Below are 25,226 nucleotides of genomic sequence, written 5' to 3'. Positions count from 1 at the left end.
TCAGCCCGCCTCGCCATAAAGCTCCCGGGCAAACCGCTGCCGGTCGAAGCCACAGCCCAGGCGCTCGACGATCGCTTCTAGATCCCTGGCGGCATTCCCCAGGCAGCAGGTGCCCCCTGGGGAAGGGGTGACGTTGAAGACAAGGCCTGGCCGGGCCTCGATGCTGGCCTCGCCAAGCATCAGCTTGCGGTTGATCTTGTCGATCAACTGGGGACGCACTCCTCCGTAGCCCTCAGCAAAGCTGAGATCGGCGAGGCCCATGCCCGGCACGATCTTGCGAGCATCTGCCAAAAACAATCGGCGCCGCAGCCAGGGCACCTCAAACAGCAGATTTTTAAAGATGTAATTGCGGATATCGGCGATGCGGAAGAGTTGCCAGAAAACGGTGAGCACGGCCCAATCGAGCCGCAGCACCTTCAGAAACTGCCAAAATGATTCGGGCTTGTAGCGCTCCAGCAGGGGCAGCAGCAGGGCTGTGGGGCCAAAGCGGGTTTTGCCAGGGGCGCGCACGTCCGGGTCGCCGTGGATGGCCGCAAAGGGCAGCTTGTCGTTCTGCACGGTGTAAACCTTGCCCCGGAGCAAATCAGGCGTGAAGTAGAAGCTACCGGCTACCGGCAGGCAGGAATACTGCAGTCCATAGCCCATCTGCTGGGCCATCAGCAGGCTGTGGGCCCCGGCATTCACCACCACGTGCCGGGCTCGCACCGAGCGGGGAGCCTCCCCGGCGGCGCTGGAGCAGCCGGGGGTGGGGGCCAGTTCCACCCGGTAGCCATCGCCCCCCGGCGTAATCGCGACCACGCTGGTGCCCAGCTGCACCGTGAGCTGGCGCGGCGAACCGGCCACAGCCTCCTGCGCCTGGGCCACGAACGAGGCCGAGAGCTCCTCGTAATCCACGGCTGTGTAAGTGCGGCGGATGCCAATCGCCACCAACTCCTCCGGGCGCAGTTCGCCCTGCACAAATGCCACTTGGGGCTCCCACTCGGCGATCTGCGACTTTTCGAGCAGCTCCATTGCCGGGAAGTGGGGCGAGAAGCGTTCAAACCGTTCCCGCAGGAAGCCGCACTCGCGCTCACCCACGCCAAGCACCATTTTGGGAGTGCGGAACACGCAGCGCTCGCGGCTGGCTGGATCCAGCAGCTCGGCGTAGTGAACGATCATCTCGGCGGTGCGCTTCACCCGCACCGCCTTCTCCAGCGTGTAGTTGGTCTCAATGTCGCCGCAGTGGATCGTCTGGCTGTTGTTGGTGGCCTTGGAGTTCACCCGGGCTAGGGCGTCGTAGCGCTCCACCAGCAGGATGCGCTCCACATCGGTGTAGCGGGCCAGCTCAAACAGCAGGGCCGTGCCGCATACCCCGCCACCCACGATCAACACCTCAACATCCGCCAATGGCGCAGCTGCTTGTGCCGTTGCAGGGTTGGGGTCAGATCCGTTGGGGGTGGCGCTCACGCAATGCGGCTGGCTCAACTCCCATGGTGGCCGATCGGCTGCCAGCGGTGTTTTAAGGTATGAGCGTGCGGGCGATTAGCACAGCGGTAGCGCACTTCCTTCACACGGAAGGGGTCACTGGTTCGAATCCAGTATCGCCCATTAAAACGGTCACTTATTAAAATATTGACCAGAACCAAGTCCATCGGCTAAAAATTGGTGCGGGTTTCTGAAATAGTTATTCTGATACCGCAATCTTTCGGTCCCGAGGTTCTATCAACCCTGCGAGCCCTTGGACAGCAACTGCGCCAGGGCCGCGAAGGCCAAGAACTTGAACTCGCCGTCCTGGCAGCCCGTTTAAATATGGGGGTAGAACAACTGCAGGCACTGGAAGAAGGAGACGCCAGCCGCTTGCCAGAACCGGTGTTTGTGATCGCCCAAGCCCGCAGAGTCGCAGGCAGCCTGGCCATCAACATCGACGACGCCCTGCAGAGCCTGCGCGACAGCTTCCAAATTCACACCAAGCCGATCAAGGTGGCCGAACTGGCACCACACGCGCCGAGCGGGACTGCCAAATCGGCCGCCAGCCCAATCGGCTCAGGCAGCGGCCGCCTGGCGATCGCAGTGGCAATCTTTGCCGCTCTCAGCGCCGCGGGCTGGCAGCAGTGGCAGCGTTACCAGGCCCGCCCAATCCAACAGCCAGCCCAGCCGGTGCTGCTTACTGCGGCACCAAAAACGGGCGGCGGCAGCCTTGAGCTAATCCAGTTGCAATTGAGCACCAGCCAGCCCAGCTGGCTTGAAGTAAAAACAAAAATTGGCACCAGCCTGTTCCGCGGCACCTTCACAGGTGAGCGGAGCTTCCCCCTGGGCCAAGGTCTTGAGGTCCTGGCCGGGCGTCCCGACCTAGTGCGGGCCCAATTGGCGGGCGGTGCTGCTCAACCCCTGGGGCGCATCGATCAGCTGCGCTGGCGCAGCTTCACGGCTCCAGCACCCTGAGGCCCAGGCCACAGGATTCCTGCACCACTTCAGCGCAGGAGCGCAGGCTCCAGCGCTCCAGGCTGAGATCCGGGGCTGGCTCGCCAGGGGCGGCAACCGAGGGCTCCAGGGCAACGCAAACCGCATTTTGCCTTGAGGTCACCTTCAGGGCTGCAATCACCGCGGCTGGCCGGCGATCGAGGGCAGCGGCTAGGCGCAACAGCAAGGCCATCGCCGTCACGGTGCTGCGCTGGTCGCGGTCTTCGATCAGCTGCCACGACTCATGGCGCTTCTTCGGCAGGCTGCGGCGGTGATAGCGGCCAATTGCCGCCACCATCAGGTGTTCGGCTTCGGAGTAGCCCAGCAACTCGCCGTGGCGAATCAGATACCAGCTGTGCTTGTGATATGCCGAAATGTTGATGCTCTTGCCGCAGGTGTGCAGCTGGGCTGCGGCCCAGAGCAGCTCGCGGCCCGGGCCCTCATCGTGGTGCAGCAATCCCCGCGACTGGTCGTAGAGGCTGAGGGCATGGGCGGCCACCCGGTCGGCCCGGGCCCGGTCAACACCGAAGCTCTGGGCCAGGTGCAGCACGGTGCGCTGGCGGATTGTGCTTTGAAAGGCAAAACGATCTCCCAGTAGGCCGTTGCGCAGCATCCAATCCACGATCAGGCCCTCCCGCAGGGCCCGATCGCACACCACCAACTCCCGCAAGCCGAGCATCGCCATCGCCGTCTGCAGAATCAGGGCGCCGGGCACAATAATTTCGGCCCGACGGTCGTTGATGGCTGGCAAGGCGCGGCGCTGCTCCGGCGTCATGGCCAGTAGCCGGGCGGTGAGTTGGTCGATGCGCTCGCGGCTGAGCCGGTAGCCCTGCAGCTTTAGCGGCGGCTTGGGATCTTCAGCAGCAGCTAGGGCCGCCAGGGCCATGGCCGTGCCGCTGGTGCCCACCATCAGCGGCTGTTCGCCCCGCTGCAGCGCCGCCTTCACCTCAGCGACAGCCGGATCGAGGGCACCCTGGATATAGGCCTGCAGAAAAGAGCGGCGTTCAACCGAAAGGGGGTCCTGCTGACAAAACTCTCGCTGCAGCCGCACCGCGCCGATGCGGGTGCTGCTAAATGAACGGCCATCCCGGCCATCGGCGAGCACCAATTCGGTGGAGCCGCCACCGATATCGATGATCAGGTGGGGCTGATCGCCGAAAGCCATGCCGGAGAGCACACCCAAGTAAATGAGGCGTGCCTCCTCCGGGCCGCTCACCAGATCCACCTCCAGGCCCAGCTGCTCCTGCAGGGCAACCAAAAAATCCCGGCCATTGGGGGCCTCTCGCACGGCGCTAGTCGCCGCCGTGACGATCTGCTCCACCCCATGGCTAAGGGCCAGATCGCGATCGTGGCGCAGGGTGAGAAAAGCCCGGTCGATCGCCTCGGCACTGAGGTCACCGCTATGGGGATCCCTTTCTCCGAGCCGGGTGGTGGCCTTCTCAGCCAGCACCACACTGAAGCTGCTCAGCTCCGGATCCACCTCTGCCACCAGCAGGTGAATCGAGTTGGTGCCGATGTCAATCGCAGCAACCCGGCGTCGACCGGCCTGCTGGAGGTTGGGGGCCTGAACCATCGAGCTCGGCAACTGCCGCAGGGGCGCTACTTTGCCATCCATGGCCCATCCCACCGGCACACCTAGGGTGCGGCACGACGAAAAGGGGGCATGGCCAACTCGACGCGCGGCACCCGTCTAGGCGCCTGGCTGGAGCTGGTGCGCTGGCACAAGCCCAGTGGCCGCCTGATCCTGCTGATCCCAGCCGGCTGGAGCCTCTGGCTCACCCCAAACGCCCCGCCGGCGCCGCTGTTGGTGGGATTGATCGTGCTGGGAGGACTGGCGGTGAGCGCGGCCGGCTGCATCGCCAACGACCTCTGGGACCGCCGAATCGACCCCTTAGTGGAGCGCACCCGCAGCCGTCCAATTGCCGATGGCCGCGTTGGCGTTGGCGAGGCGATAGGCCTGCTGCTGCTTAGCCTGGTCGTCGCCTTAGCGGTGCTGCTGGTGCTGATGTGGGGGTTGCCCGCCGCCAGCCGCAACCTCTGCCTGCTGCTGGCAATCGCGGCACTGCCGGCAGTGCTGCTCTACCCCTCGGCTAAACGCTGGTTTGGTTACCCCCAATTGGTGCTGGCCCTCTGCTGGGGTTTTGCGGTGCTGATCCCCTGGGCCGCAGCCACCGGCTCCCTGGCCGGCGGCTGGCCCCTGGCCCTGGTGTGGCTGGCCACCTTGCTTTGGACCTTCGGCTTCGACACGGTGTACGCCATGGCCGACCGGGATGACGACCGGGCCATCGGCGTGCGCAGCAGTGCCCTCAGCCTGGGCAGCCGGGCCCCCCTGGCGGTGGCGATCAGCTACGGCCTCGCCGCCCTGGCCCTGGGGCTAGCCGCCGGCCTGCAGGGCTGCGGCTGGATCAGCTGGCCCTTGGGTCTGCTGGCAGCAGCCGGCATGCAGCGCGAAGCCGCCCTGCTGCGCCGCCCCAACCTGCCCCGCTCCGCCTACGGCCGCCACTTCAGCCGCCAGGTGCAGCTGGGAGGGCTGCTGCTGCTTGCCCTGGTGCTGGGGCAGCTGCCATGAGCCAGTTCTTACGTCAGCCCTCACCACTGCGGCCCGGGGATCGGGTGCAGCTGGTGGCGGCAAGCTCGGCCCTGCTGGGCGAAGACGCCCTGGCGCGCCTGGAGGCGGGCATCGCCGTGCTCGAAAGCTGGGGGCTGGAGGTGGAGAGCACGCCGCTGCTCGGGCGCCAATGGGGCTACCTGGCCGGCCAAGACCATGAGCGCCGCGGCGACCTGGAAGCGGCCGCCCGCCGGGGCGCCGAGCTGCTGGCCTGTGTGCGGGGTGGCTGGGGTGCGGCCCGTTTGTTGGAAGCCCCCCTGGCCCTGCCAGCTCGCTGGCTGCTTGGTTTCTCCGATGTCACCTCCCTGCTCTGGGCCCAAGTCGCCCAGGGGCAGGGAGGAGCCATCCACGGGCCGCTGCTCACCACCCTGGCCGCCGAACCCACCTGGAGCCAGGAGCGGCTGCGGTGCCTGTTGTTTGGCGAACCCCTGGGCGACCTTCAGGGCGAGGGCTGGTATGGCGGCAGCGCCGCAGGCCCCCTGCTGGCCGCCAACCTCACCGTGGCCACCCACCTGCTGGGTACGCCCTATATGCCGGATTTGCGCGGCGCCATCTTGGTGCTCGAAGACGTGGGCGAAGCTCCTTACCGAATCGAGCGCATGCTCACCCACTGGCGGCTGGGCGGTGGGCTGCAGCAGCTGGCCGGCATCGGCCTGGGGCAGTTCACAGACTGCGATGACAACCCAGCCGCAGCAGATCGGTTCAGCCTCGAGCAGGTGCTGCGCGAGCGCACAAGCGATCTCGGCATCCCCGTGGTGAGCAACTTGCCCGTGGGTCATGGTGCAGGCAACGCGGCCCTACCCCTAGGTGCCTGGGCCGAGCTCGCTGGCAGCAGCGGCCAGCTGCGGATCAGCAGCGCGCAGCAAGCACCGCCGCTGCCACGGTGATATCGAAGGGGGTGGTGAGCTTGATGTTGGAGGCAGGCGCCTCCAGCACCTGCACCGCCAAACCCAGCCGCTCAAACAGGGCCGCATCGTCGGTGACGCTCCAGCCCTGCTCCGTGGCGGTTGCATGGGCAGCCCGCAGCTGCTGCACCGGGAATCCCTGGGGAGTTTGGGCTGCCCACAACCAGCTGCGATCTGGAGTGGCCGTGATGGTGCCAGCGCCATCCACCTGCTTGATCGTGTCGGTTACGGGGGTGGCGGCGATCACAGCAGCGCCTTGCTGCACCGCAGCGGCACAGCGGGCCAGCAGCTCCGGCTCGACAAGACAGCGAGCCCCGTCGTGGATCAGCACCCCACTAGCTGCTGCCGGCAGGGCCGCCAGCCCCCGGCTCACCGACTCCTGGCGGGTGTCACCACCCTCAATCCACTGCACCGGCCGGTCTGGCTGAGCTGCAGCCACAATCGCCGCGATCGCGCCGGCATCGATGGGTTGGCCGACGATGCCGATCCAGCTAATTGCCGGGCAGGCGAGGGCCGCATCTAGCGTCCAGGCCAGCACCGAGCGCCCCGCCACTGGCAACAGCAGCTTGTTGCCAGTGGCCCCCATGCGGCGGCCGCTGCCGGCAGCGGCGATCAGCAAATGCACAAGCGACTCCCGCGAGACGGGTCAATCCGAATCTGCTCCATACAATCAGGCCGCCGAACCTGTGTCGTCTGCGATGCGCGCCCTGTTTCTGATTCCGGGCGGCAGCAGCCAGCAGCTGCAGAGTTTTGCCGCCGTTGCCGCCGTTGCCGACCAACTCCATGCGGACGTTCAGGTGGTCTGTCCGTTAGCGGCGGTACCCCTTTGGTCCCTCCATCCAGCGGTGGAACGGGCCATGCCCTTCAGCTACGAGCAGGCAACCCTGGCCGATTGGGCCAACTTGATGGGTTCGGTGCGGGAGCCTGATTTTCAGGTGAGCCTCAACCTGGCCCCCAGCCGCCAGATGGATCTAATGCTGTCGATGAGCCACATCCCCACCCGGGTAGCCAGCGGTGGCTTCTCCGCCACCGAGCGGATCACCCCCATCGAGGGCGGCTGGGCCAACCAGGCCTTTGAGGCCTTCCTGCGGCCCATCGGGGTGCGGCTCGAGGCTGATTCTTTCCGGTTGCCGATCGCCCCGGCCGACCTGGAGGCCGCCAGCGCGGCCCTACCCAGTGGCGATGGCCCGGCCCTGCTGCTGGCCCCCTCCGGTACTGGCGGCGACTGGCCAGCCCAGCAATGGCAAGACCTACCCGCCAAGATCCGCAGCAAGCTGCCCAACCTGCGGACCTTGGCGGGCACTGAGGCTAGGGATATGCGTAAGCGCGCAGCCCAGATCGCCAGTGCCGATGTGGTGCTAGCCAGCGACCCCGTAGCCATCGAATTGGCCCTACTGCTCGGCCTGCCGCTGGTAGCCCTGGGCCGGGATGCCACCAGTCTGCCCAGCCGTGCTGGGGTGCAGGGCCTCGGCAACGCCGCCAACCTCAGCCAACTGGGCGACGCCGAGGTGCTTGCCGCCCTAGGACTGGGATAGCTGGGGATCGGGGCATAGTCAGGCCATACGATCAGCGCCACTAACGCCAGCGCCGTGATGTCCAGTGACGTGATGTCCAGCCCCGCCCCCCTGGCCGGCCAAGTGGCCCTGGTTACCGGTGCAAGCAGGGGTATCGGTCGCGCCATCGCCCTTGAGCTGGCAGCCGCCGGCGCCCAAGTAGTGGTTAATTACGCCAGCTCCCCAGATGCCGCCGAAGCGGTCGTGGCTGAGATCACCGCCGCTGGGGGCGAAGCCTGGAGCCATCAGGCCGATGTAGCCGATGAAGAGCAGGTCGACGCCATGGTCAAAGCGGTGCTTGCTAGGGGCGGCCGGCTAGACGTGCTGGTCAATAACGCCGGCATCACCCGCGACGGCCTGCTGATGCGGATGAAAACCGCCGATTGGCAGAGCGTGATCAACCTCAACCTCACCGGCGTATTTCTCTGCACCCGCGCTGTCAGCCGCACCATGCTCAAGGCCCGCAGCGGCCGGATCATCAACATCACCTCGGTGGTGGCCTTGATGGGCAATCCAGGCCAAGCCAACTACAGCGCTGCCAAAGCCGGGGTGATCGGCCTCACCCGCAGCAATGCGGCTGAATTTGCAGCCAGGAGCGTGACCGTCAATGCCGTTGCCCCAGGCTTCATCGAAAGCGATATGACCGCCGAATTAGATAAGGCACCAATCCTGGCGGCCATTCCGATGGGACGCATGGGCCAGGCCCGCGAGGTAGCCGGCGCAGTGCGCTTTTTGGCCGCAGACCCGGCTGCTGCCTACATCACCGGGCAGGTATTGCAGGTGGATGGCGGCATGGTGATGCGGTGAGTATGTAGGGCTTGACGCCTCAGGAACCAGTAATCGGCTGACCCAATTCATGACGCAGCCGACGTATCCGCTGCAACAGCCGCAGGCGGCGACTGCGAGCAGTGATAGTCAAAAACAGCCTGACCGGCACGTACACCAGAGCCATCAGCACCCCGGCCGCCGCCACAAGCACAAACACCATGGCGTTGGCAGTGGAGCCCGGATTCAGCGAAATGGCTTCGTCCGCGCTTTCCAGTGCTGTTTGCAGCAGATCCTCCATAGGCGAACCCTATCGAGCCTGGAGCAAATCAGCAGCCGCAAGCAGCAGCTTGATTCGGCTTTCCCCACCTTGCTTAGTTAGCTCTCCGGCGGGCTGCTGTGGGACCCTGATTCCATTGATTGAAGACCGTTTTCATGGCCAAGCTGATCAGCTTTTCGGATGCTTCCCGTGGCGCCCTCGAGCGGGGTGTAAACGCCCTGGCCAATGCGGTGAAGGTCACCATCGGGCCCCGCGGCCGCAACGTGGTACTCGAAAAGAAATTCGGCGCGCCCGAGATCGTTAATGACGGCGTCACCATTGCCCGGGAGATTGAACTCGAAGATCCCTTCGAAAACGTTGGCGCCAAGCTGATGCAGCAGGTGGCCAGCAAGACCAAGGACACCGCCGGCGACGGCACCACCACTGCCACCCTGCTGGCCCAGGCACTTGTCCGTGAAGGCCTCAGAAACGTGGCTGCCGGCGCCAGCCCGGTCGTGTTACGCCGCGGCATGGAAAAGGCCACAGCCCAGATCGTGGCGGGCATCGCCGAGAGGGCCCAGCCAGTTGCCGGTGAAGCGATTCGCCAGGTGGCCGAAGTGAGCTCCGGCAACGACGAAGAGATCGGCCGGATGATCGCCGAAGCCATGGACAAGGTGAGCGCTGACGGCGTCATCACCGTTGAGGAGTCCACCTCCTTGGCCACCGAACTGGAGATCACCGAGGGCATGGCCTTCGACCGTGGCTACAGCTCCCCCTACTTCGTCACCGACCAGGAGAGGCGCGAATGCGTCTTTGAAAATGCCCTAATCCTGATCACCGACCGCAAAATCAGCACCATCACTGACCTGGTGCCCGTACTTGAGGCGGTTTCCAAGGGCGGCAGGCCCCTGCTGATCCTGGCCGAAGAAGTGGAGGGCGAAGCTCTCGCCACCCTGGTGGTCAACAAAAACCGGGGCGTATTGCAGGTTGCAGCAGTGCGGGCCCCTGGCTTCGGGGATCGCCGCAAGGCGATGCTTGGCGACATCGCCGTACTCACTGGCGCCACGGTCGTGAGCGAAGACCAGGCCATGACCCTCGACAAGACCGGCCTGGCCGAGTTGGGCCAGGCCCGCCGCATCACCATCACAAAGGACAGCACCACGATCGTGGCCAGCGGTGAGCACCATGCGGCAGTGGCCGATCGGGTTGCCTCGATCAAGCGCGAGCTCGACAACACCGACTCCGATTACGACCGCGAAAAACTGCAGGAGCGGATCGCCAAACTGGCGGGAGGGGTGGCCGTGATCAAAGTGGGTGCTCCCACCGAAACCGAGCTCAAGAACCGCAAACTGCGCATCGAAGACGCCCTCAACGCCACCCGCGCTGCGGTGGAGGAGGGAATCATTGCTGGTGGCGGCTGCACCCTGTTGGAGCTGGCCGAGGGACTCAACAGCCTGGCGGCTAGCTGCCAGGGCGACGAGCGCACAGGCGTCGAGATTGTGCAGCGCTCCCTGGCAGAGCCGGTGCGCCAGATCGCCCACAACTCCGGTGCCGATGGCGCCGTGGTAGCCGCTGAGATCCTTAGGCTGGGCAAGGGCTACAACGCCCTCACCGGCGTCTACGAAGACTTGCTAGCAGCAGGCATCCTGGATGCGGCCAAGGTGGTGCGGCTAGCCCTTCAAGATGCGGTCTCGATCGCCTCCATGCTGATCACCACCGAGGTTGTGATCGCCGATAAGCCCGAACCCGAAGCTGCCCCAGCCGGCGGCGGCGACATGGGTGGTATGGGCGGTATGGGAGGCATGGGAGGCATGGGCATGCCCGGGATGATGTGATCCCAGGCTGCTCAGCAGGCCCGAACATCGCGAACGTAAGCAGCAACTTGCAAATCGACCCCGGTGATTGCCGTGCCGACTACCACGGCATCAGCGCCGAGTTCGAGAGCTTGGCGGGCTTGCTGGGGGCTGGCTATGCCGCCCTCGCAGATCAGACTCACCTCAGCAGGCAATTGCTGTCTCAGCAGGGGCAATAGATCCCAGGCTGGTGGCTTCTGGCCTGAGGTTGAGTGGGTGTAGCCGTACAGGGTGGTGCCGACCCAGGTGCAACCCAGCTCGGCGGCACGCAGGCCATTGGCAACGCTGTCCACATCCGCCATCAGCGCAGCTCCCAGCTCCTGCTGGGCACGGGCTATCAGGGCCGCCAAGTTGTCTCCGCCGGGGCGATCCCGCTCTGTGGCATCAATCGCCACCACATCGGCGCCCGCAGCCCAAACAGCCCGAATTTCCTCCCATCCGGGCGTGATGTACACCGAGCTGTCTGGGTAGCTGCGCTTCCATAGGCCCACGATTAGGGCATCTGGGCAGCGCTGTCGAACAGCGCCGATGTGTTCTGGGCTTTCCAGGCGCACTCCAGAGGCACCATTACGCAAACTGGCATCCGCCATAGCCGCGATCACATCGGGATCGCGCATCGGTGAGCCCTCGGGGGCTTGCACCGACACAATCAAACCGGAGGGTTTCACTCAGCTGGCCAGGGGAAGGTTCTTGCCAGCAAGCGGATCTGCATCCGGCAGCCAGGCCCGCAGGGAAGCGTGGGCATAGGGAGCAGGAGCGGCATTGATAGGCCCCGGAGCTAGAGCGTCCTGCACAAGGGCCAGCACAGCTCGTTGGGCAACGGGCTCATCGGCGAGTGCAGGGTTGCTTTCCAGGCCAGCCTGGGAGCGGAGCCACTCAGCCGCCCCAACTCCCTGGCCCGCGCTCAGGGGGCCGGCGATCAGGGCCTCCAGCGCCGGCAGCCCGCGGCGGTGCACCCACTGCTGCACCAGACGCTGGGCCATGGCTTGGTCCCGTTCTGCAACCGCCGCCAGTAAGCGAGCCCCTAAGTCGGGACGGTCGGACAGGGGGAATCTGGAGGGCTGCGTCACGAAAGGGCTTGCTAGGTGAGCTTGCGATCCAAAAGCGGCCGTATCAGCAGGAACAATCCGGCGGCCAACAAGGCGAGCACCCCTAAGCAGGTGGCGCTGCTGAGCTGGCCGTAGGGGGCCTCCAGCACCACTGCGGTGAGAGAGACCTGTCCCGCATAGGCGGCACGAATCGGTTCTATCGCGAAGGTAAGGGGATTCAGCGCCGCTAGCCAGCCCAGCCAAGCCGGCATGAACGACAAGGGAGCCAAAGCGGTGCTGGCAAACAACAGCGGCAGGTTGGCTACAAAGATCACCGCAATCAGCTCAATGTGGCCTGGCAGCGCAAAAGCCAACCCCAAACTCAAGGCCGTGACTGCAAATACCAACAACAGCAAGGTGACCAACACCAGCAGAAGTCCAGCGCCACCAGGCCAGCCATAACCCAGCAGGGCGGCAGTGCCCATGATCACCAGGCTCTGCACCAAGCTGAGTGTGGTGATGTAGAGCACCGATGCAAACACGATCGAGCTGCGCGAGCGCAGCGGCGCCACCAGCAACCGGTTGAGGAAGCCGAATTCCCGGTCAAACATCAAGGGCAGGCCGGCGTTGAGTGCCGCACTGAAGGCCGTGAAGACGATCACACCGGCCCCCAAGAATCTGCCGTAGCTGATGCCGCCAGGCAGCAGTCCCGCCGGAGCCTTGGCAAACAGGGCGCCAAATAACACCAGCCAGATCAGGGGCTGAAGCACCCCCGCCACCAAGGTGGAAGGCCGGCGCTGCAGCTGTACGAACAAACGTCGGGTGAGGGCCAGGGTTTCTTGACTGATCTCGGCCAAGGCGGATGCCTCGGGTTGGGGGCCTGGAAGGGTTGTGGTCATCACATACTCGCTTTGCGTTCAGCCTTGGGATCACGGCTGCCGGCCACCGCCAGCTCCGCGTCCATCAGGGTGCGGCCGGTGGCCTGGAGATAGACATCATCGAGGCTGGGGCGGCTTTGGGCGAGGGCGAAAACCGGCAGGTCGGCTGCCGCCAATTGGCGGCGCAGCTGTTCAACCACGCCGTCGTGCTCAATCACCAGGTTCAGGGAGTAGCCCTGGGCCCGGTTCACCACCACCTGGCGCACCCCGGCGCAATCGTGCAGCAAGCTGCGCACCCGCTCAGCTTCCGCGGCATCACTGAATTCGCGCACCCTCAAGGTCACCCGATCGCCACCCAAGGCAGCCTTGAGGACCGCAGGGGAGCCTTCAGCAATGACCTGGCCGGCCTCGATGATCGCCAGATGGTCAGCCAGGGCATCAATCTCTTCTAAGTAATGGCTACTGAGCAGCACGGTTGTGCCGCCATCGCGCAGCTGGCGCAACACGGCCCAGATCGCAGCGCGACTTTCGATATCAAGCCCGACGGTGGGCTCATCGAGCACCAGCACTTGGGGGCAGTGCAGCAGGCCAGCGGCCAGATCGAGCCGGCGGCGCATCCCGCCCGAGTAGCTACCGCAACGCCGATCAATCCAGTCGGCCATGCCGAGCAGCTCGATCAGCTCATCCATGCGCCGGTTCCGCGCAGCCGGAGCCAGGTGATAAAGATCCCCCTGCAGCTGCAGCAGTTCGCGGCCGGTGAGAATTTTGTCGATGGCCACCTCCTGGGCCACATAGCCCAATAAGCGACGCACTGCCCGGGGGTCGGCCAGGGCATCAACGCCGCCTACCCGCACGCTGCCGCTGTCAGGGGCCAGCAGGGTGCACAGGATGCGCAAGGATGTCGTCTTACCGGCACCGTTAGGGCCAAGGAGGCCATAGAGGCTGCCAGCCGGCACTTGCAGGGAAAGGTTGTCTAGGGCAACGACGGCAGTTGCCGCCTTTTTGCCCCCGTAGCGCTTGCAGAGCTGCTGCAGTTCGATCACCGACTCAAGCCGCTCCAATCAGCCCATCAATCTAGGCAAGGCAGCAAAGGGGATGTTGAACAGTTGGGGGCCCAGCAGGGCTGCCTGGGGTAGGCGGGCCAGCAAAAGCAACGCACAGATGCCAAACAGGTAAAAGATTGACCAGCGGAACATGGCCTTGGCCCGTTGGGGTTCGTCAGGGTGACTGCGCAACTGGGAACTCAACTGCAGCAGTCGGGCGTTAAAGGGCAGCACCATCAAGCCATAGAACAAGCCACCGCTGGGCAGCGCCACGATCCCAAGCAGGCTCAAGCCAACGGTGGCCCAGGCGTAATGGCTGATGGCCCGAGTGGTCACCGTCACTCCCTTGACCACCGGCAGCATCGGGATGCCCACGGAGCGGTAATCGTCCTTGAGCAGCAGGGCAAGGGCCCAGAAGTGGGCTGGTGTCCAGAGCATTACCAAGGAAAACAGCCACCAGGAAGGCCAGCCCAGGGAGCCGGTTGCCGCAGCAGCACCCACTAGGGGTGGAATCGCGCCAGCCACACCGCCGACCACAATATTTTGGCTAGTACGGGGCTTGAGCAGGGCCGTGTAGAGCAGCACGTAGCTGCAAAGGCCAAGCAGAGAAAGGCTGGCTGCCAGAGGATTGACGCCGATCACCAGCACCACAACCGACAGGATGGTGAGACCGATGGCCAGAGCAAAGGCCTGACGCTGAGCCAGTCGTCCGGAGGGCAGAGCCCGCAGGCTGGTGCGCTGCATGCGCCCATCAAGATCCTGCTCCCAAAGGCAATTGAGCACCCCAGCCGCAGCCGAAGCCAAGCTGCCTCCCACCAGGGTGCATAGAACAGTTCCGGCGGAGGGGGAGTCGCCAGAGCTGAGCGCCATGCCACCAAGGGTGGTCGCGAGCAGCAGCGGTATGAGGCGGGGCTTGGCAACCTCAAGCCAGGCCGGTAATTTCACCGAGGGGCGGATCGCCGGGGCTACGGCAATTGGAGCTGTGACCGTTGCGCTAACCATGGGCCACCTCGGGCGAAATTGGAGTGATCGAAAGGGACCGGCCGAAGTGGCCGAGGGAGCGGGCAACCACCGCCGCAAGCAGGCCGACCAACAGCGCTGCCATGAGTTGGTGGGCGATCGTCACCAGAGGAGCTTGCAACTGAAGCCTCAAAGTCCAGATGCCAAGGGCCACTTGAGCCAGCATCAAAACTGCAGCTCCCTGGGCTAAGGCGGGCAGCTGACCCTGGCCAGCAGGCAAAAGTGGAGTAGCTGCCGCCAAGGTGAGCACTGCAAGAGCGGCGGGCATTGCTACCTGCCGGTGGGCAAGCAACCAGCGGCAGCCACTGCCGGAACTTAAGCATTGGTCAGCAGCCCACTGGCTGGCCATCGATCCGCCGAGCAGGCACTGGGCAAACACCAATAGCAGGGCTGAAGTAGCCAGCATTTGCCACCAAACGGGAGGGCCGACAACCCGCATGTTCACCATGGCAAGGCGCTGGTAAAGACAGCTGGTTAAGGCAACCAGCAGCAGGGCCGTAATGAGGTGAGCAGTCACCAGCGGCGCTGCAAGCAACTGGGTAACGGTGAGAGCCCCTAAGGCTCCCTGCACCATTACTAAAAGAAGTGAACCCCCGGCTAGCCAGGGCAACCAAGCGGGCAGGCCTCGCCTCCAGAAAATGCTCGCAGCCGTAAGTACCAGCAGGGCCACCCCCACCACGAAGGCATCTAGACGGTGAAACCACTCCAGAAACACCTGAAGATTCATCTGGCGACCCGGCAGGAGCCGGCCATAACAAAGGGGCCAGTCAGGGCAAGCAAGGCCTGCCTCCATCACCCGAGTAGCCCCGCCGATTGCCACTAAAGCAACCAATGCCACAACGAGGTGGGAGGTAAGCAGAGCTAACCTCCGGCGCAACAAAGGATCTTGATTTTTGACGGAAACCTGAATGTGGTTTGACTGGAGATCTGTCGTCACGGTAACGACCATCCATTAGTTCCAGAGAACCTAACCAAGCTGTTCAAAACAAGGGATGCTTAAGTCATCAGATCACGAAGTGAAAACATCAGCCATGGCCGGCAAGCGGCTGCCGCGTTGATTTGCCAACCAACTCAACGATCCACACGCACACCATGGCTCCCACCCATAGGCTGGTAGGAGCTCCAACAGCAACGTGCCGATTCGCACAGCCTTAGCTGTTTTCACGGCTACCACTGCCCTGGTCCTGACTGGGCTATGGGTTGGCAACAACGTCAATATGCTGCCGCTGGGCGCCAGTAGCAACGCATCTACCTACGACGCCCTTTTTAAGGTTTTGTTCAGCATTGGTACCGTGCTGTTCCTTGGCATCGTGATCCTGCTGGTTTACAGCTTGTTTCGATTTAGGCGCCGCAGCGGCGATACGGGCGACGGCCTAGCGATCGAGGGAAACCTGCCCTTGGAAATCGTCTGGACTGCAATTCCCGCAATTGTTGTTTTATTTGTTGGGCTCTATAGCTACGACATTTACGAACGCATGGGTGGCATGGCCACGCTCAACGACCATATGTCCATGGACCATGCAGCTATGCAGCAGGTCAGCGTCAAGGAGGGAGATTCAGCTGGTAGGGTTTGGGGTGGTATAGGTGTAGCCGGCATGGATGCAGTCCCTGGCGGCCCGGTATTACCGGTTGAGGTCACTGCTATGCAATTTGCCTTCATTTTCCACTACCCGGGGGCAGATATAACCAGTGGCGAATTGCATGTGCCCACCGGCCAACAAGTGGAATTGCGCATGGAAGCTCGCGACGTTATCCATGCCTTCTGGGTGCCGCAGTTTCGGCTCAAGCAGGACGTGATTCCAGGTCAACCGACAGTTCTCTCCTTTACGGCTACTCGCGCTGGCACCTATCCGATCATCTGCGCCGAGCTCTGCGGTCCGTATCACGGCGGCATGCGCTCCAACGTTGTCGTGCACGAGCCTGAGGCCTACGCCAATTGGTTGCAGCAAAACACTCCTAATCGCACTACTGCCTAATCCGCCATGACTCTCGCCAACCCAAGCGATTTCAACGGCAACCTGCAACCCCAAGGCTGGCTGCGCTACTTCAGCTTCAGCCTCGATCACAAAGTGATTGGGCTGCAATATTTGGTTTGCGGCTTTATCTTTTATTTGATTGGTGGCGCCCTAGCTGGGGTTATCCGCACGGAATTGGTCAGCCCAATCTCCGATTTCGTCAGCCGTGAGACATACAACGAGGTGCTTACCCTCCACGGCACGGTGATGATCTTTCTGTGGATCGTGCCAGTAGTAAATGGCGCTTTCGGCAACTACTTGATTCCTTTTTATGTGGGAGCCAGGGACATGGCTTTCCCGCGCCTCAATGCAGTTGCCTTCTGGTTGATCCCCCCCGCGGGTATTCTGCTTATCAGTAGTTATTTCATCGCCGGAGCGGCTGCCCAATCGGGTTGGACTGCCTATCCGCCCCTAAGTCTTACAACTCCGGCAGCTGGGCAGGTGGTTTGGATTCTGAGCGTGCTTCTACTTGGTGGAAGTTCAATTTTTGGTGGTATCAACTTCATTGCCACCATCCTTAAGCTGCGGCGTCCGGGCTTGAAGCTGATGATGCTGCCAATGTATTGCTGGGCCATGCTCGGCACCAGCATTTTGGTAGTGCTTTCCACGCCAGTTCTAGCGGGCACATTGATTTTGCTTAGTTTCGACATCATTGCCCATACCGGATTTTTCAACCCAACCATGGGAGGAAATGTTGTCGTTTATCAGCATCTTTTCTGGTTTTACTCCCACCCAGCTGTTTACATTATGGTACTGCCAGCCTTCGGGCTGGTGAGTGAGATTCTGCCGATTCACGCTCGCAAACCACTATTTGGCTACACCACAATGGTGTATTCAATCATGGCCATCGTTTTCCTGGGCCTAATAGTTTGGGCTCACCACATGTTCACCAGTGGCACGCCCCCCTGGATGCGTTTGTTCTTCACGATAGCCACCTCATTTATTGCCGTACCCACCGGCATTAAATTCTTCAATTGGTTGGCCACCCTCTGGGGCGGCAAAATCGCCCTGAATTCGGCGATGTTGTTTTCTTGCGCCTTCATTGTAAATTTCGTATTTGGCGGCATCACCGGTGTAGCTCTTGCCCAGGTGCCTTTCGACATTCACGTCCATGACACCTACTTTGTAGTGGGTCATTTTCACTACATCGTTTACGGGGGCACGGTGTTTGTGATCTTCGGATCTCTCTATCATTGGTATCCCAAGTTCACTGGACGCCTGCTAAATGAGGATCTGGGCAGGCTTCATTTCCTGCTCACTTTTATTGGCTTCAATCTTTGCTTTGCCCCCCAGCACTGGCTTGGCTTGAATGGCATGCCCCGTCGAGTTGCCGAATACGATCCCGCCTTCACCACCCTTAATCAGGTGAGCAGCGTGGGCGCCCTATTGATGGCGATCAGCACCCTGCCACTGCTTATTAATATTGTGGTGACGGCTATAAATGGCAAAGAAGCTGGCGACAATCCCTGGAATGCCTTGACGCCAGAGTGGCTTACCAGTTCGCCGCCACCGGTCGAGAACTGGCATGGCGATGCTCCATTAGTAACCGAGCCCTACGGCTACGGACAGCACCCTGAGGTAAAAGCGTGACAAGCACCACACCCCTGCAGGATTCCACCATCGTTGAGTCGGATCACGGCCCAGCAGGCGAGGGCCACGGCGATTTCCGCCTATTCGGCCTGGCTACCTTTTTGGTGGCAGACGGCATGACCTTCGCAGGTTTTTTTGCCGCCTATCTCACTTTCCGGGCCGTGAATCCGCTACCGGAAGGAGGGATTTATGAGCTTGAACTGCTGCTCCCCACTATCAACACAGTGGTTCTAATTATCAGTAGCTTCACCTTTCACCGCGCTGGCAAGGAATGCCGGGCCGGACAGCTGGGGGCCAGCCGTCTCTGGCTAGCAAGCACCGGTGCTCTAGGTGCAGTTTTCCTGGCTGGACAAATGTTCGAATATTTCAGCCTGCCCTTCAGTCTCACTGACAACCTGTTTGCCAGCACCTTCTACGCCCTCACCGGCTTCCACGGCTTGCACGTCACCCTTGGCGTGATCTGCATCACCATCGTCGCCCTGCAGACCCGCCCCGGAGGTCGCATCAGCGCCAGCGACCACTTCGGCCTGGAAGCAGCAGAACTTTATTGGCATTTCGTAGATGGCATTTGGGTGGTGCTCTACGGAATCCTGTATCTGCTTTGAGGCCTTAAGTCGTCAACCGCTGGCAGGGATAGCGATTTCCTTGCATACCGGGCACAATCAATCCATATATCTGCCTAGGGCAGGCGTTTCCCATGGCGGCCAGGAGCGGCGACAGCCCCGCGGACATGCTGGAAGGCAAAGCCCTTCTTGATCGGGCCCGCGCCCTGAGCAACCGCCCAGAAGACGAAATCGCCCGGGGCTGCGGCTACGTGGGCCCGAGCGGGCGGCTGCTGAAAAAAAGTTTTTATCGCGCCCTGGTGGCCGCTAAGGGCTACGCCCTACCAAGCAGTGTTAGCCAAACCGGCAGCAGCGGCCAAGGCAAGGGACGGCAAGCAGAATTCCGCACCCGGGTGCATGGCAACGGCAACCTGCTGATCGGCCAGGCCTACACCCGCCAGCTGGGGTTGGAGCCGGGCCAGGAATTCCGGATCGAAATCGACCCAGATAACGGTTCGATCAGCCTGGTGCCGCTCGAACCACTCGATCCCTAGGCACCTCTGCCCTGGCACTCCTGCTCAGTCGTCGCCGTGGAAGCTGGCACTAAAGGCGAGCAGGTCGATACCGCTGAATAGGAAGCTGATTCCCACCAGCACCCCGATGACCCAGAGCAGGCCCCAACCCTGCATGGCCACGATCAGCACGCCGAGGATCAGGGTGACGATTCCGTTGAGCAAGCCCCAACCCCAGCCCCTCACCCGTGTGTGACCAAGGGCCACCAGCATCGAAACCACGCCTTCGAGGATGAAAACGATGCCGATGGCAAAGGCCAGACTGGCTACCACCACGCCGCCCTCAAGCGGACCGCCGCGGAACTGCTGAATCATCCAAGCCCCCACCACGATGAAGAGGGTGGAGATCACCAGCCGCCAAAAGCAATACCAGCGGCCCAACTGGCGGGAGCGGGCCAGGTTGCTGACCCAGCCCACGATGCCTCCCACCAGAAAGCCCAGCGCCACGATCACGGTGATCCAGGCGGAAGCCAGCACCGGAAAATCAGGGCCAGCACCCCAAGCACCAGCATCAGCTGGACCGTAGGCACACCAACCGCAGACGTCAGATCCAGCCGTGATCAGCCAGCCAGGGAGCATTAATCGGCTCGGCCACGCCGCTGGGGCCGGTGGCAGCCAGCAGCCGCTCGGTGTATTTAGCCAGTAGGTCGGCCTCCAGGTTGACCCCATCCCCCACGGCCAGCTGCGCCAGGGTGGTGCTGGCCCAGGTGTGGGGAATCACGGCAATCCAGAAGCCGGCGCCAGCGGGGTCGCAGCCGGCCACTGTCAGGCTGATGCCATCCACCGCCACGCTGGCCTTTTCGCACACATAGCGGCCGTAGGCGGGGTTGTGCCAGGCCAGCTCCAGGCGCCAGGAGGCGGCCTGGCGGGCGATGGCCCGCACCACCCCCAGCCCATCCACATGGCCGCTCACCAGGTGGCCACCAAGCCGGTCGGCCAGGCGCAGGGCCGGCTCGAGATTCACTCTGCCGCCCCGGTCTGCCTTGGCGGCCAGGGTGGAGCGGCCCAGGGTTTCCTCACTGACATCGGCGCGAAAGCCATCGGCCAACCGCCCGGCCACGGTGAGACACACGCCATCGACCGCCACGCTGTCGCCCAGGGCCAGGTCAGCTGGTGTCCAGCCAGCCTCCGGAGCTGGAGTCCACTGCACCTGAACGCCCTGGGGAGAACGGCGGATCACGCCTGTGGCCTGCACCAGCCCGGTAAACATCTGCTATCCAGCCCAGGGGGATCGTTCCTCGCCATAATCGGACAAAAGGCTGCGCTGGGCCATGGTGGAAATGCGCGTTGCCGGAATTGCCCTAGATGCGGCCAGTCGCAGCCCGATCGTGCTGCTGCGCGATCCATCCGGCCGTCGCCAGGTGCCGATCTGGATTGATCAGGCCCAGGCACAAAACATCCTTGCAGGCCTTAGCGATGAACCGCCTAGCCGGCCCCTCAGCCACGACCTGATGGCCGACCTGCTCGAGGCGGGGGGGCTACAGCTCGACCGGGTTGTAATCCACACAATCGAAGACAGCACCTTCCGGGCCGTGCTGAAACTCAGCCCCGCTAGCGATGGGGAAGCTGGGGCACCTGGCGACGCAACGGCGGCTGCAAGCATCGAGCTCGATGCCCGGCCCAGCGATGCCATCGCCCTCGCCCTACGCACCGACAGCAGCATCTGGATGCTCGAAGAGGTTGTGGCTGATGCCTCCATCCCGGTGGATGCGGAGGCCGACGCCCAGGAGCAGGACAATTTCCGCCGCTTCCTAGACAGCACCAGCCCCGCCGACCTGGTGCGCCACCTCAAACAGGCCCGCCCCGAAGCAGACGAACCTGGGGATGTCCCAACTGCCTGAAAACCAGTTGCAGCGCCCCTATGGCGCCGGGCCGCCGGTGTCGGCCTTCAGCCTCGGCACGATGCGGGCCCTAAGCAGCCCCGCCCAGATGGAAGCGGTGCTGAGGGCAGCCTTGGCCGCCGGCATCAACCACCTGGAAACGGCCGCCGCCTACGGGCCCGCCGAAACCTTCCTGGGCCAGGCCGTGGCGGCCTTGCAACGGGACAACCTGGCCCCAGAGGCCGGCTGGCGCATCACCAGCAAATTGCTGCCCGGCCCCGACCTGGCCACCGGCCAGGGGCAACTGCGCTCGATCCTGGAGCGCCTTGGCGTGGCCCAGCTCACCAACCTGGCCGTGCATGGCCTCAACCGTCCCGAACACCTGGAGTGGGCGCTTAAGGGGCCCGGCGCCGAGCTGCTGGCCTGGGCCAAAGATGAAGGGCTGGTGGGCCAGGTGGGCTTCAGCAGCCACGGCACGCCCGAGCTAATCGAGGCCGCCCTGAGCTCGGGGGCGTTCACGTTCTGCAGCCTGCATGTGCACCTGTTTGACCAGACCCGACTGGCCATCGCCCGCGCCGCCCTGAGCGAGGGAATCGGCGTGCTGGCCATCTCCCCGGCCGATAAGGGCGGCCGCCTCTACGACCCACCAGCCGAGCTAGTCGCCGACTGCGCTCCGTTTCACCCCCTGGAGCTGGCCTATCGCTTCCTGCTCGATCAGGGGATCTCCACCTTGAGCCTGGGAGCTGAGCAGCCGGCAGACCTGGCCTGGGCCGCTGCCATCGGCGGGCCCTCGCCCTGGCTGAGTGCCGCACAACGCTCAGCCCTGCAGCGCCTGGATGCAGCCGGCCGCGAGCGTCTGGGGGCGGAGCGCTGCGGCCAATGCCGCGCTTGCCTGCCCTGCCCCAACGGCGTGCCGATCCCCGAACTCCTGCGCCTGCGCAACCTGGCAGTGGGCCACGGCATGGAGGTCTTTGCCCAGGAGCGCTACAACCTGATCGGCCGCGCCGGCCACTGGTGGGAGGAGCTCAACGCCGAGGCCTGCCGCTCCTGCGGCGCCTGCCTGCCCCGCTGCCCCCACGAGCTGCCCATCCCCGCGCTGCTGGCCGACACCCACCGGCGCCTGAGCGCCGCCCCCCGCCGCCGGCTCTGGGGCTAGATCTAGGGGGGTGGGGCTTGGTGGGGCATCGTCTTGCCGGAGAGCCCTGGCTGGGGATCCATCGCTGCAATGGCTTGCTAGTGCTGTACAGCTTGTACAGATTCCTCAACAGTTTTGATCCAGATGCGCCCGGGCCGCGATCAGGATGGCTGCGTTCACGCGATGCCCCCGTATTCCTCCAGCAGCGAGATCACATCTCGGACTCGCCTGGCGTTGCGTTCGGAGGGGTCGAGCTGGTGCCGGAGCTGAACAAGATTGCACTGAGCTTGCTGCTGAGCTCGTCGAACCGCTCGTCGAGCTTCCGTAGCCGCTCGTCCTCTTGCCTCCTCTGCTCGTCTTCTTTCCTCATTTGCTCGTCCTCTCTCCTCATTTGCAGCTTCCTCTGCTCCAGCTCGTAACGCTGCACCTTCAGCTCGACGGTTGGATGCCAATTGAGCTTCTGCAACAGCCGCTGCCACGGCGGCAGCGATGCAAGGAATTCCTGCTTGCTGCGGTAGGTCGACGGAAGCGGCTCCCAGGAGGTCGACATGGGTGTAATTAGTAAACAGCGTGATCAGGGCGAGGAGCAGGGCGGCAAAAACCGTGATCCAGCCTTGACGGTCAAATCCCAGAAACACCGTAGCCAGCCCAAACCCTGAACACAGAATGGTACAGGCGAACTATCGCGGCATCCGTGGAATCACGGGTTGCGCGGCCAGCGTCCATCAATCTGTACAAGCTGTACAGAAAACTGACAGTTCCGCACCCAAATGCCTGGGCTCAGGGCCTGGGGGGGCCGGCTGCAAGGCCTGGGGAGCGCCGTTGGCCAGATCACCGCCAGGCGCTGGTCACGGCGCAGCAGGGGGATGAGCCGCTGCAACGGCAGCACCGCCACCTCGGTGTTGCCGCTGAGCAACAGGCTGAGGCCGTCGCAGTCGTCGCAGGCCAGGGCTTGGTCCCGTAGCATGGGGTCGAGCAGCAGCCGGTCGGGCCGAACAGCCGGGAAACGCCGGGGCTGAGGGCCACAAAACCAGGCCCCGGGCGACCCGCCGCAAATCCGGCCCATTATACCACCGCGGGATTCGCCAGGACCCTCAAACGCCAGGGGCCAGGGAGCTGCTTCAGCCAGGCAGCCGGTAGCTCGCCCTCCACCTGCACCAGCTCAGGACCATCGGCGGGGCGGCGGCTAGCGGCGGGAGAGCGATCCGAAGACAGGAGCCATGGCAGCGACCCTAGACACCGAGTTCGATCCGGCAAGCCCGGTCGCAGGCGGCCAATTGCCACAGCAGGGCCAAACCGCCAGCTCCCACACCCTCCTTCACATAGCCGCGCTCGTAGTTGCGCAGGGAGGGATTCGCCGGCGAGCGCTACGACCTGATCGGCCAGGGCTCATTAGAAGTCAGGCAGAATTCAGTACCTGAGCTGGTTTTCGCCAGCCCAGCAGTGCCAGAAGGGCCCTGATGTCATGCGCCAGAGCGGCCAGCCCCTCGGTGATCGACCAGAAGCCATCGAGTCGCAGGGCGTTCATGGCCAGGCTGCGGAGCGTGGCCATGATCTGCACGCCGTTTGCCTCGCGGTAGCGGTGCGCGTCTTCCCGCAGCTGGGTGTCGCGGGGCCAATGCCAGGAGTTCTCGATGCTCCAGCGATCACGCACGTGCTGCAGCAGAGCCTCGGCTCCAGTACGCAAACTCGAGACGTAGTAACGGGTCTCATCGACGGGCTTGCCCTCTCGGATCCCCTTGCAGCGCACCGCCAGGATCGTGGCGCTGCCCGGCCAGTTCTCCATCACCCACGCCGGGGCGGGCATGCCCCGCAGCGTCCAGGTGAGGTCGCGGCCGCGTTTGCGTTCACGCTTGCTGGCTTGCCACGGCGTGTTGCGGCCATAGGTCAGCCGGTCCTTGATGACCTGAGATCCTTTGCGGCCACTGTGCTTTACAGCAATCAGGAAGTCGGCGCCACGCTGCTCGAGGTAGAGGAAAAAGGGCGGTTTGCATGCAGCGCGTCGGCCTGCACCAAAAGACCATCCAGCTGGACACGATCGAGGAGCTGGCGCAGTGCCGCGATCTCGCCGCCGGCATCGGTGGCGTAGGTGTTTTGGGCTATCGCCACCCCAAGTGTGTTGGAGTACAGGCTGACCTGAGCGATAAAACGCGCTGCGCCAGAAGCGGTTTGATCGATCGAACCCCGCAGGGTCTTGCCGTCACACACCAGGGTGTCGACGCTCTCGGTGACGCCAGGCTGGGCTTCCATCCACTGCTGCAGCAGGGCATCGAAGCCATCGACATCGAGCTGAGAGAGCAGCAAACGGAAGGTCGAGTCCGATGGTGGCTTGGCGATGTGGGTGCCGAGCAGCTCGTTGAGGGTCTTGCGGTGGCGTTTGGCAAAACGCTCCATCCCGAGCAGCGAACCCTGGTTGCTGTAGGCGTCAGCCTTCCGCAAAGCGGTAAATGGCCAGGATCGCCACCAGCAGCATCCACCACTGCGGGTAGCGAATCCCCCGGCGCAGGCGGCAATCGGGAAGCGCCTACTCCTCCGGAGAAGCCTGCGGCTAGAGGAAGCTGATCAGATCCGTTGCAGCGGCTGGGTTCTCGAGCGGCGAGGCCAAGAGAATTGGGCGAGACCTGCGCACCAAACCGAAGCTGAGCGCCGCACGCCAGGGCTACTGGGACAGACTCCTAATGGACCCTGGCTGCCGTGGTGAGCCTGCATAGATCAGAAGACGGATCGGCCCTGGAGCTGGATGGATCTCGCCATAGCTTCCAGCCCTAGTGGCTCTCCAAGGGCATCAGCGGCAGCCACAACCAATTAGTCGCTCCGCTCGCATCCAGGAATCCCGTGCTTCGCGGTGTGAACGGCAAGGCCGACACCTTTGTGCTGCGGCCGGCACTCCACGTGGTGCCGCATCTAGAAAACTTCCGTCCCCAGGATGGCGACCAGCTACTGGTCGATGCTGTTGCGCTCCAACGCATGCGCAGCACGCCCGGGATGAGGATCCATAGCGAAGCGAGCAAGGCCCAGGCACTCCAAGAGCTGGAGCAGCGGCTCGGTACTGAAGCCCTAGGCGCGCTCACGAGCGATGCGTTGGCAGCACTGCTGGAAGCTCTGCTGCATGAACGCGATCCCCTGCCTGCGGTGCGATTGGATCAGCTCAACACCTACGGCGGCCTGCTGTTTGATCTGGTGAGTCAGCGACCACTCGCC

The 25,226-nt window shown here is 63.5% G+C and carries 29 protein-coding genes and 1 tRNA gene; 14 read left to right on the top strand and 16 right to left on the bottom strand.

Features of this window, described 5'->3' with window-relative positions:
* Positions 1-1,446 carry an FAD-dependent oxidoreductase gene (locus tag AC01FP_RS04845; protein ID WP_474478525.1) on the bottom strand — a complete coding sequence of 482 codons (1,446 nt, stop codon included), beginning with the start codon at positions 1,444-1,446 and terminating at the stop codon, positions 1-3.
* 69 nt (positions 1,447-1,515) lie between these two features.
* Between AC01FP_RS04845 and AC01FP_RS04840 the strand changes: the two genes are divergently transcribed.
* Together AC01FP_RS04840 and AC01FP_RS04835 are read left to right on the top strand one after the other, a co-directional pair.
* Positions 1,516-1,587 (top strand) — tRNA-Val (locus AC01FP_RS04840).
* Positions 1,588-1,644: 57 nt separating this feature from the next.
* A complete protein-coding gene (locus AC01FP_RS04835; protein WP_474478523.1) occupies positions 1,645-2,421 on the top strand; it encodes a helix-turn-helix domain-containing protein in 777 nt (258 codons plus the stop codon).
* On the opposite strand, the gene AC01FP_RS04830 is transcribed toward AC01FP_RS04835, so the two are convergent.
* Positions 2,402-4,012, bottom strand: a complete 1,611-nt coding sequence (locus tag AC01FP_RS04830; RefSeq protein WP_474478563.1) for a Ppx/GppA phosphatase family protein — start codon at positions 4,010-4,012, stop codon at positions 2,402-2,404. The genes AC01FP_RS04835 and AC01FP_RS04830 overlap by 20 nt on opposite strands.
* 90 nt (positions 4,013-4,102) lie before the next feature.
* Here AC01FP_RS04830 and AC01FP_RS04825 point away from each other — a divergent pair, with 90 nt between their 5' ends.
* Positions 4,103-5,008, top strand: a complete 906-nt coding sequence (locus AC01FP_RS04825) for a 4-hydroxybenzoate polyprenyltransferase (RefSeq protein ID WP_474478522.1) — start codon at positions 4,103-4,105, stop codon at positions 5,006-5,008.
* Positions 5,005-5,934, top strand: a complete 930-nt coding sequence (locus tag AC01FP_RS04820) for a S66 peptidase family protein (RefSeq protein WP_474478521.1) — start codon at positions 5,005-5,007, stop codon at positions 5,932-5,934. The genes AC01FP_RS04825 and AC01FP_RS04820 overlap by 4 nt, the downstream gene beginning before the upstream one ends.
* Here the strand turns inward: AC01FP_RS04820 and ispD are convergent.
* Positions 5,897-6,577: a 2-C-methyl-D-erythritol 4-phosphate cytidylyltransferase gene (ispD, locus tag AC01FP_RS04815; protein WP_474478520.1), complete on the bottom strand. Its 681-nt coding sequence runs from the start codon at positions 6,575-6,577 to the stop codon at positions 5,897-5,899. The genes AC01FP_RS04820 and ispD overlap by 38 nt on opposite strands.
* A 73-nt stretch (positions 6,578-6,650) precedes the next feature.
* On the opposite strand from ispD, the gene AC01FP_RS04810 reads away from it, so the two are divergent.
* Together AC01FP_RS04810 and fabG are read left to right on the top strand one after the other, a co-directional pair.
* On the top strand, positions 6,651-7,487 hold the full coding sequence (locus AC01FP_RS04810; RefSeq protein ID WP_474478519.1) for a lipopolysaccharide heptosyltransferase family protein: 837 nt from the start codon (positions 6,651-6,653) through the stop codon (positions 7,485-7,487).
* A gap of 72 nt (positions 7,488-7,559) precedes the next feature.
* Complete coding sequence (gene fabG / locus AC01FP_RS04805; protein WP_474478516.1) at positions 7,560-8,312, top strand: 3-oxoacyl-[acyl-carrier-protein] reductase; 753 nt, start codon at positions 7,560-7,562, stop codon at positions 8,310-8,312.
* A 19-nt stretch (positions 8,313-8,331) separates the two neighbouring features.
* Here the strand turns inward: fabG and AC01FP_RS04800 are convergent, their stop codons facing one another.
* A complete protein-coding gene (locus tag AC01FP_RS04800) occupies positions 8,332-8,571 on the bottom strand; it encodes a hypothetical protein (protein ID WP_474478514.1) in 240 nt (79 codons plus the stop codon).
* A 134-nt stretch (positions 8,572-8,705) separates the two neighbouring features.
* Between AC01FP_RS04800 and groL the strand changes: the two genes are divergently transcribed.
* On the top strand, positions 8,706-10,364 hold the full coding sequence (groL, locus tag AC01FP_RS04795) for a chaperonin GroEL (RefSeq protein WP_474478512.1): 1,659 nt from the start codon (positions 8,706-8,708) through the stop codon (positions 10,362-10,364).
* Between the two features lie 11 nt (positions 10,365-10,375).
* On the opposite strand, the gene AC01FP_RS04790 is transcribed toward groL, so the two are convergent.
* From AC01FP_RS04790 to AC01FP_RS04765, 6 genes are all read right to left on the bottom strand, one after another.
* Positions 10,376-11,050, bottom strand: coding sequence for an N-acetylmannosamine-6-phosphate 2-epimerase (locus AC01FP_RS04790; RefSeq protein WP_474478511.1), 675 nt, complete (start codon positions 11,048-11,050; stop codon positions 10,376-10,378).
* Complete coding sequence (locus AC01FP_RS04785; protein ID WP_474478510.1) at positions 11,051-11,365, bottom strand: hypothetical protein; 315 nt, start codon at positions 11,363-11,365, stop codon at positions 11,051-11,053. It abuts the gene before it with no gap.
* Between the two features lie 98 nt (positions 11,366-11,463).
* Positions 11,464-12,309 carry an ABC transporter permease gene (locus AC01FP_RS04780; protein ID WP_474478509.1) on the bottom strand — a complete coding sequence of 282 codons (846 nt, stop codon included), beginning with the start codon at positions 12,307-12,309 and terminating at the stop codon, positions 11,464-11,466.
* A complete protein-coding gene (locus tag AC01FP_RS04775; RefSeq protein WP_474478508.1) occupies positions 12,309-13,349 on the bottom strand; it encodes an ABC transporter ATP-binding protein in 1,041 nt (346 codons plus the stop codon). Before AC01FP_RS04775 ends, AC01FP_RS04780 begins: the two co-directional genes overlap by 1 nt.
* Positions 13,350-14,333, bottom strand: coding sequence for a heme o synthase (locus tag AC01FP_RS04770; protein WP_474478506.1), 984 nt, complete (start codon positions 14,331-14,333; stop codon positions 13,350-13,352).
* Complete coding sequence (locus tag AC01FP_RS04765) at positions 14,326-15,189, bottom strand: COX15/CtaA family protein (protein ID WP_474478505.1); 864 nt, start codon at positions 15,187-15,189, stop codon at positions 14,326-14,328. The genes AC01FP_RS04770 and AC01FP_RS04765 overlap by 8 nt, the downstream gene beginning before the upstream one ends.
* Positions 15,190-15,484: 295 nt before the next feature.
* On the opposite strand from AC01FP_RS04765, the gene AC01FP_RS04760 reads away from it, so the two are divergent.
* From AC01FP_RS04760 to AC01FP_RS04745, 4 genes are all read left to right on the top strand, one after another.
* Entirely contained in the window at positions 15,485-16,327 is an 843-nt protein-coding gene (locus tag AC01FP_RS04760; protein WP_474478504.1) for a cytochrome c oxidase subunit II, read from the top strand.
* Between the two features lie 6 nt (positions 16,328-16,333).
* A complete protein-coding gene (gene ctaD, locus AC01FP_RS04755; protein ID WP_474478503.1) occupies positions 16,334-17,956 on the top strand; it encodes a cytochrome c oxidase subunit I in 1,623 nt (540 codons plus the stop codon).
* Complete coding sequence (locus AC01FP_RS04750; RefSeq protein ID WP_474478501.1) at positions 17,953-18,561, top strand: cytochrome c oxidase subunit 3; 609 nt, start codon at positions 17,953-17,955, stop codon at positions 18,559-18,561. Before ctaD ends, AC01FP_RS04750 begins: the two co-directional genes overlap by 4 nt.
* 125 nt (positions 18,562-18,686) lie before the next feature.
* Positions 18,687-19,052, top strand: coding sequence for an AbrB family transcriptional regulator (locus AC01FP_RS04745; RefSeq protein WP_474478561.1), 366 nt, complete (start codon positions 18,687-18,689; stop codon positions 19,050-19,052).
* A gap of 24 nt (positions 19,053-19,076) precedes the next feature.
* Here the strand turns inward: AC01FP_RS04745 and AC01FP_RS04740 are convergent, their stop codons facing one another.
* Complete coding sequence (locus AC01FP_RS04740) at positions 19,077-19,547, bottom strand: DUF308 domain-containing protein (RefSeq protein WP_474478498.1); 471 nt, start codon at positions 19,545-19,547, stop codon at positions 19,077-19,079.
* 67 nt (positions 19,548-19,614) lie between these two features.
* Entirely contained in the window at positions 19,615-20,280 is a 666-nt protein-coding gene (locus AC01FP_RS04735) for a riboflavin synthase (protein ID WP_474478496.1), read from the bottom strand.
* Between the two features lie 61 nt (positions 20,281-20,341).
* Between AC01FP_RS04735 and AC01FP_RS04730 the strand changes: the two genes are divergently transcribed.
* Both AC01FP_RS04730 and AC01FP_RS04725 read left to right on the top strand, forming a co-directional pair.
* On the top strand, positions 20,342-20,911 hold the full coding sequence (locus AC01FP_RS04730) for a bifunctional nuclease family protein (protein WP_474478493.1): 570 nt from the start codon (positions 20,342-20,344) through the stop codon (positions 20,909-20,911).
* 61 nt (positions 20,912-20,972) lie between these two features.
* Positions 20,973-22,046, top strand: coding sequence for an aldo/keto reductase (locus AC01FP_RS04725; RefSeq protein ID WP_474478559.1), 1,074 nt, complete (start codon positions 20,973-20,975; stop codon positions 22,044-22,046).
* Between the two features lie 190 nt (positions 22,047-22,236).
* On the opposite strand, the gene AC01FP_RS04720 is transcribed toward AC01FP_RS04725, so the two are convergent.
* From AC01FP_RS04720 to AC01FP_RS04705, 4 genes are all read right to left on the bottom strand, one after another.
* The gene (locus tag AC01FP_RS04720) at positions 22,237-22,575 is read right to left on the bottom strand and encodes a hypothetical protein (protein ID WP_474478490.1); all 339 of its coding nucleotides are present in this window, start codon (positions 22,573-22,575) and stop codon (positions 22,237-22,239) included.
* Positions 22,576-22,725: 150 nt separating this feature from the next.
* Positions 22,726-23,091, bottom strand: coding sequence for a hypothetical protein (locus tag AC01FP_RS04715; protein ID WP_474478487.1), 366 nt, complete (start codon positions 23,089-23,091; stop codon positions 22,726-22,728).
* A gap of 333 nt (positions 23,092-23,424) precedes the next feature.
* Complete coding sequence (locus AC01FP_RS04710; protein ID WP_474478558.1) at positions 23,425-23,967, bottom strand: ISAs1 family transposase; 543 nt, start codon at positions 23,965-23,967, stop codon at positions 23,425-23,427.
* Positions 23,967-24,464, bottom strand: coding sequence for an ISAs1 family transposase (locus AC01FP_RS04705; RefSeq protein ID WP_474478485.1), 498 nt, complete (start codon positions 24,462-24,464; stop codon positions 23,967-23,969). Before AC01FP_RS04705 ends, AC01FP_RS04710 begins: the two co-directional genes overlap by 1 nt.
* A gap of 396 nt (positions 24,465-24,860) precedes the next feature.
* Here AC01FP_RS04705 and AC01FP_RS04700 point away from each other — a divergent pair.
* A partial coding sequence (locus AC01FP_RS04700) for a hypothetical protein (protein ID WP_474478483.1) occupies positions 24,861-25,226 on the top strand: 366 nt, incomplete at its 3' end.

The organism is Cyanobium sp. NIVA-CYA 375, from assembly GCF_056108345.1.
The sequence above is the reverse complement of the archived record's forward strand: the minus strand, read 5'-3'. Positions and strand labels throughout refer to the sequence as shown.

Bases quoted from the DNA above. Each gene is read 5' to 3' on its own strand.
- AC01FP_RS04720 (WP_474478490.1), bottom strand. From the start codon at position 22,575: ATGTCGACCTCCTGGGAGCCGCTTCCGTCGACCTACCGCAGCAAGCAG.
- AC01FP_RS04730 (WP_474478493.1), top strand. From the start codon at position 20,342: ATGGTGGAAATGCGCGTTGCCGGAATTGCCCTAGATGCGGCCAGTCGC.
- AC01FP_RS04745 (WP_474478561.1), top strand. From the start codon at position 18,687: ATGCTGGAAGGCAAAGCCCTTCTTGATCGGGCCCGCGCCCTGAGCAAC.
- AC01FP_RS04735 (WP_474478496.1), bottom strand. From the start codon at position 20,280: ATGTTTACCGGGCTGGTGCAGGCCACAGGCGTGATCCGCCGTTCTCCC.
- AC01FP_RS04830 (WP_474478563.1), bottom strand. From the start codon at position 4,012: ATGGTTCAGGCCCCCAACCTCCAGCAGGCCGGTCGACGCCGGGTTGCT.
- AC01FP_RS04725 (WP_474478559.1), top strand. From the start codon at position 20,973: ATGCGGGCCCTAAGCAGCCCCGCCCAGATGGAAGCGGTGCTGAGGGCA.
- AC01FP_RS04785 (WP_474478510.1), bottom strand. From the start codon at position 11,365: ATGGCCCAGCGTCTGGTGCAGCAGTGGGTGCACCGCCGCGGGCTGCCG.
- AC01FP_RS04780 (WP_474478509.1), bottom strand. From the start codon at position 12,309: ATGACCACAACCCTTCCAGGCCCCCAACCCGAGGCATCCGCCTTGGCC.
- groL (WP_474478512.1), top strand. From the start codon at position 8,706: ATGGCCAAGCTGATCAGCTTTTCGGATGCTTCCCGTGGCGCCCTCGAG.
- AC01FP_RS04820 (WP_474478521.1), top strand. From the start codon at position 5,005: ATGAGCCAGTTCTTACGTCAGCCCTCACCACTGCGGCCCGGGGATCGG.
- AC01FP_RS04800 (WP_474478514.1), bottom strand. From the start codon at position 8,571: ATGGAGGATCTGCTGCAAACAGCACTGGAAAGCGCGGACGAAGCCATT.
- AC01FP_RS04810 (WP_474478519.1), top strand. From the start codon at position 6,651: ATGCGCGCCCTGTTTCTGATTCCGGGCGGCAGCAGCCAGCAGCTGCAG.
- AC01FP_RS04715 (WP_474478487.1), bottom strand. From the start codon at position 23,091: ATGGGCCGGATTTGCGGCGGGTCGCCCGGGGCCTGGTTTTGTGGCCCT.
- fabG (WP_474478516.1), top strand. From the start codon at position 7,560: ATGTCCAGCCCCGCCCCCCTGGCCGGCCAAGTGGCCCTGGTTACCGGT.
- AC01FP_RS04770 (WP_474478506.1), bottom strand. From the start codon at position 14,333: ATGGTTAGCGCAACGGTCACAGCTCCAATTGCCGTAGCCCCGGCGATC.
- AC01FP_RS04825 (WP_474478522.1), top strand. From the start codon at position 4,103: ATGGCCAACTCGACGCGCGGCACCCGTCTAGGCGCCTGGCTGGAGCTG.
- ctaD (WP_474478503.1), top strand. From the start codon at position 16,334: ATGACTCTCGCCAACCCAAGCGATTTCAACGGCAACCTGCAACCCCAA.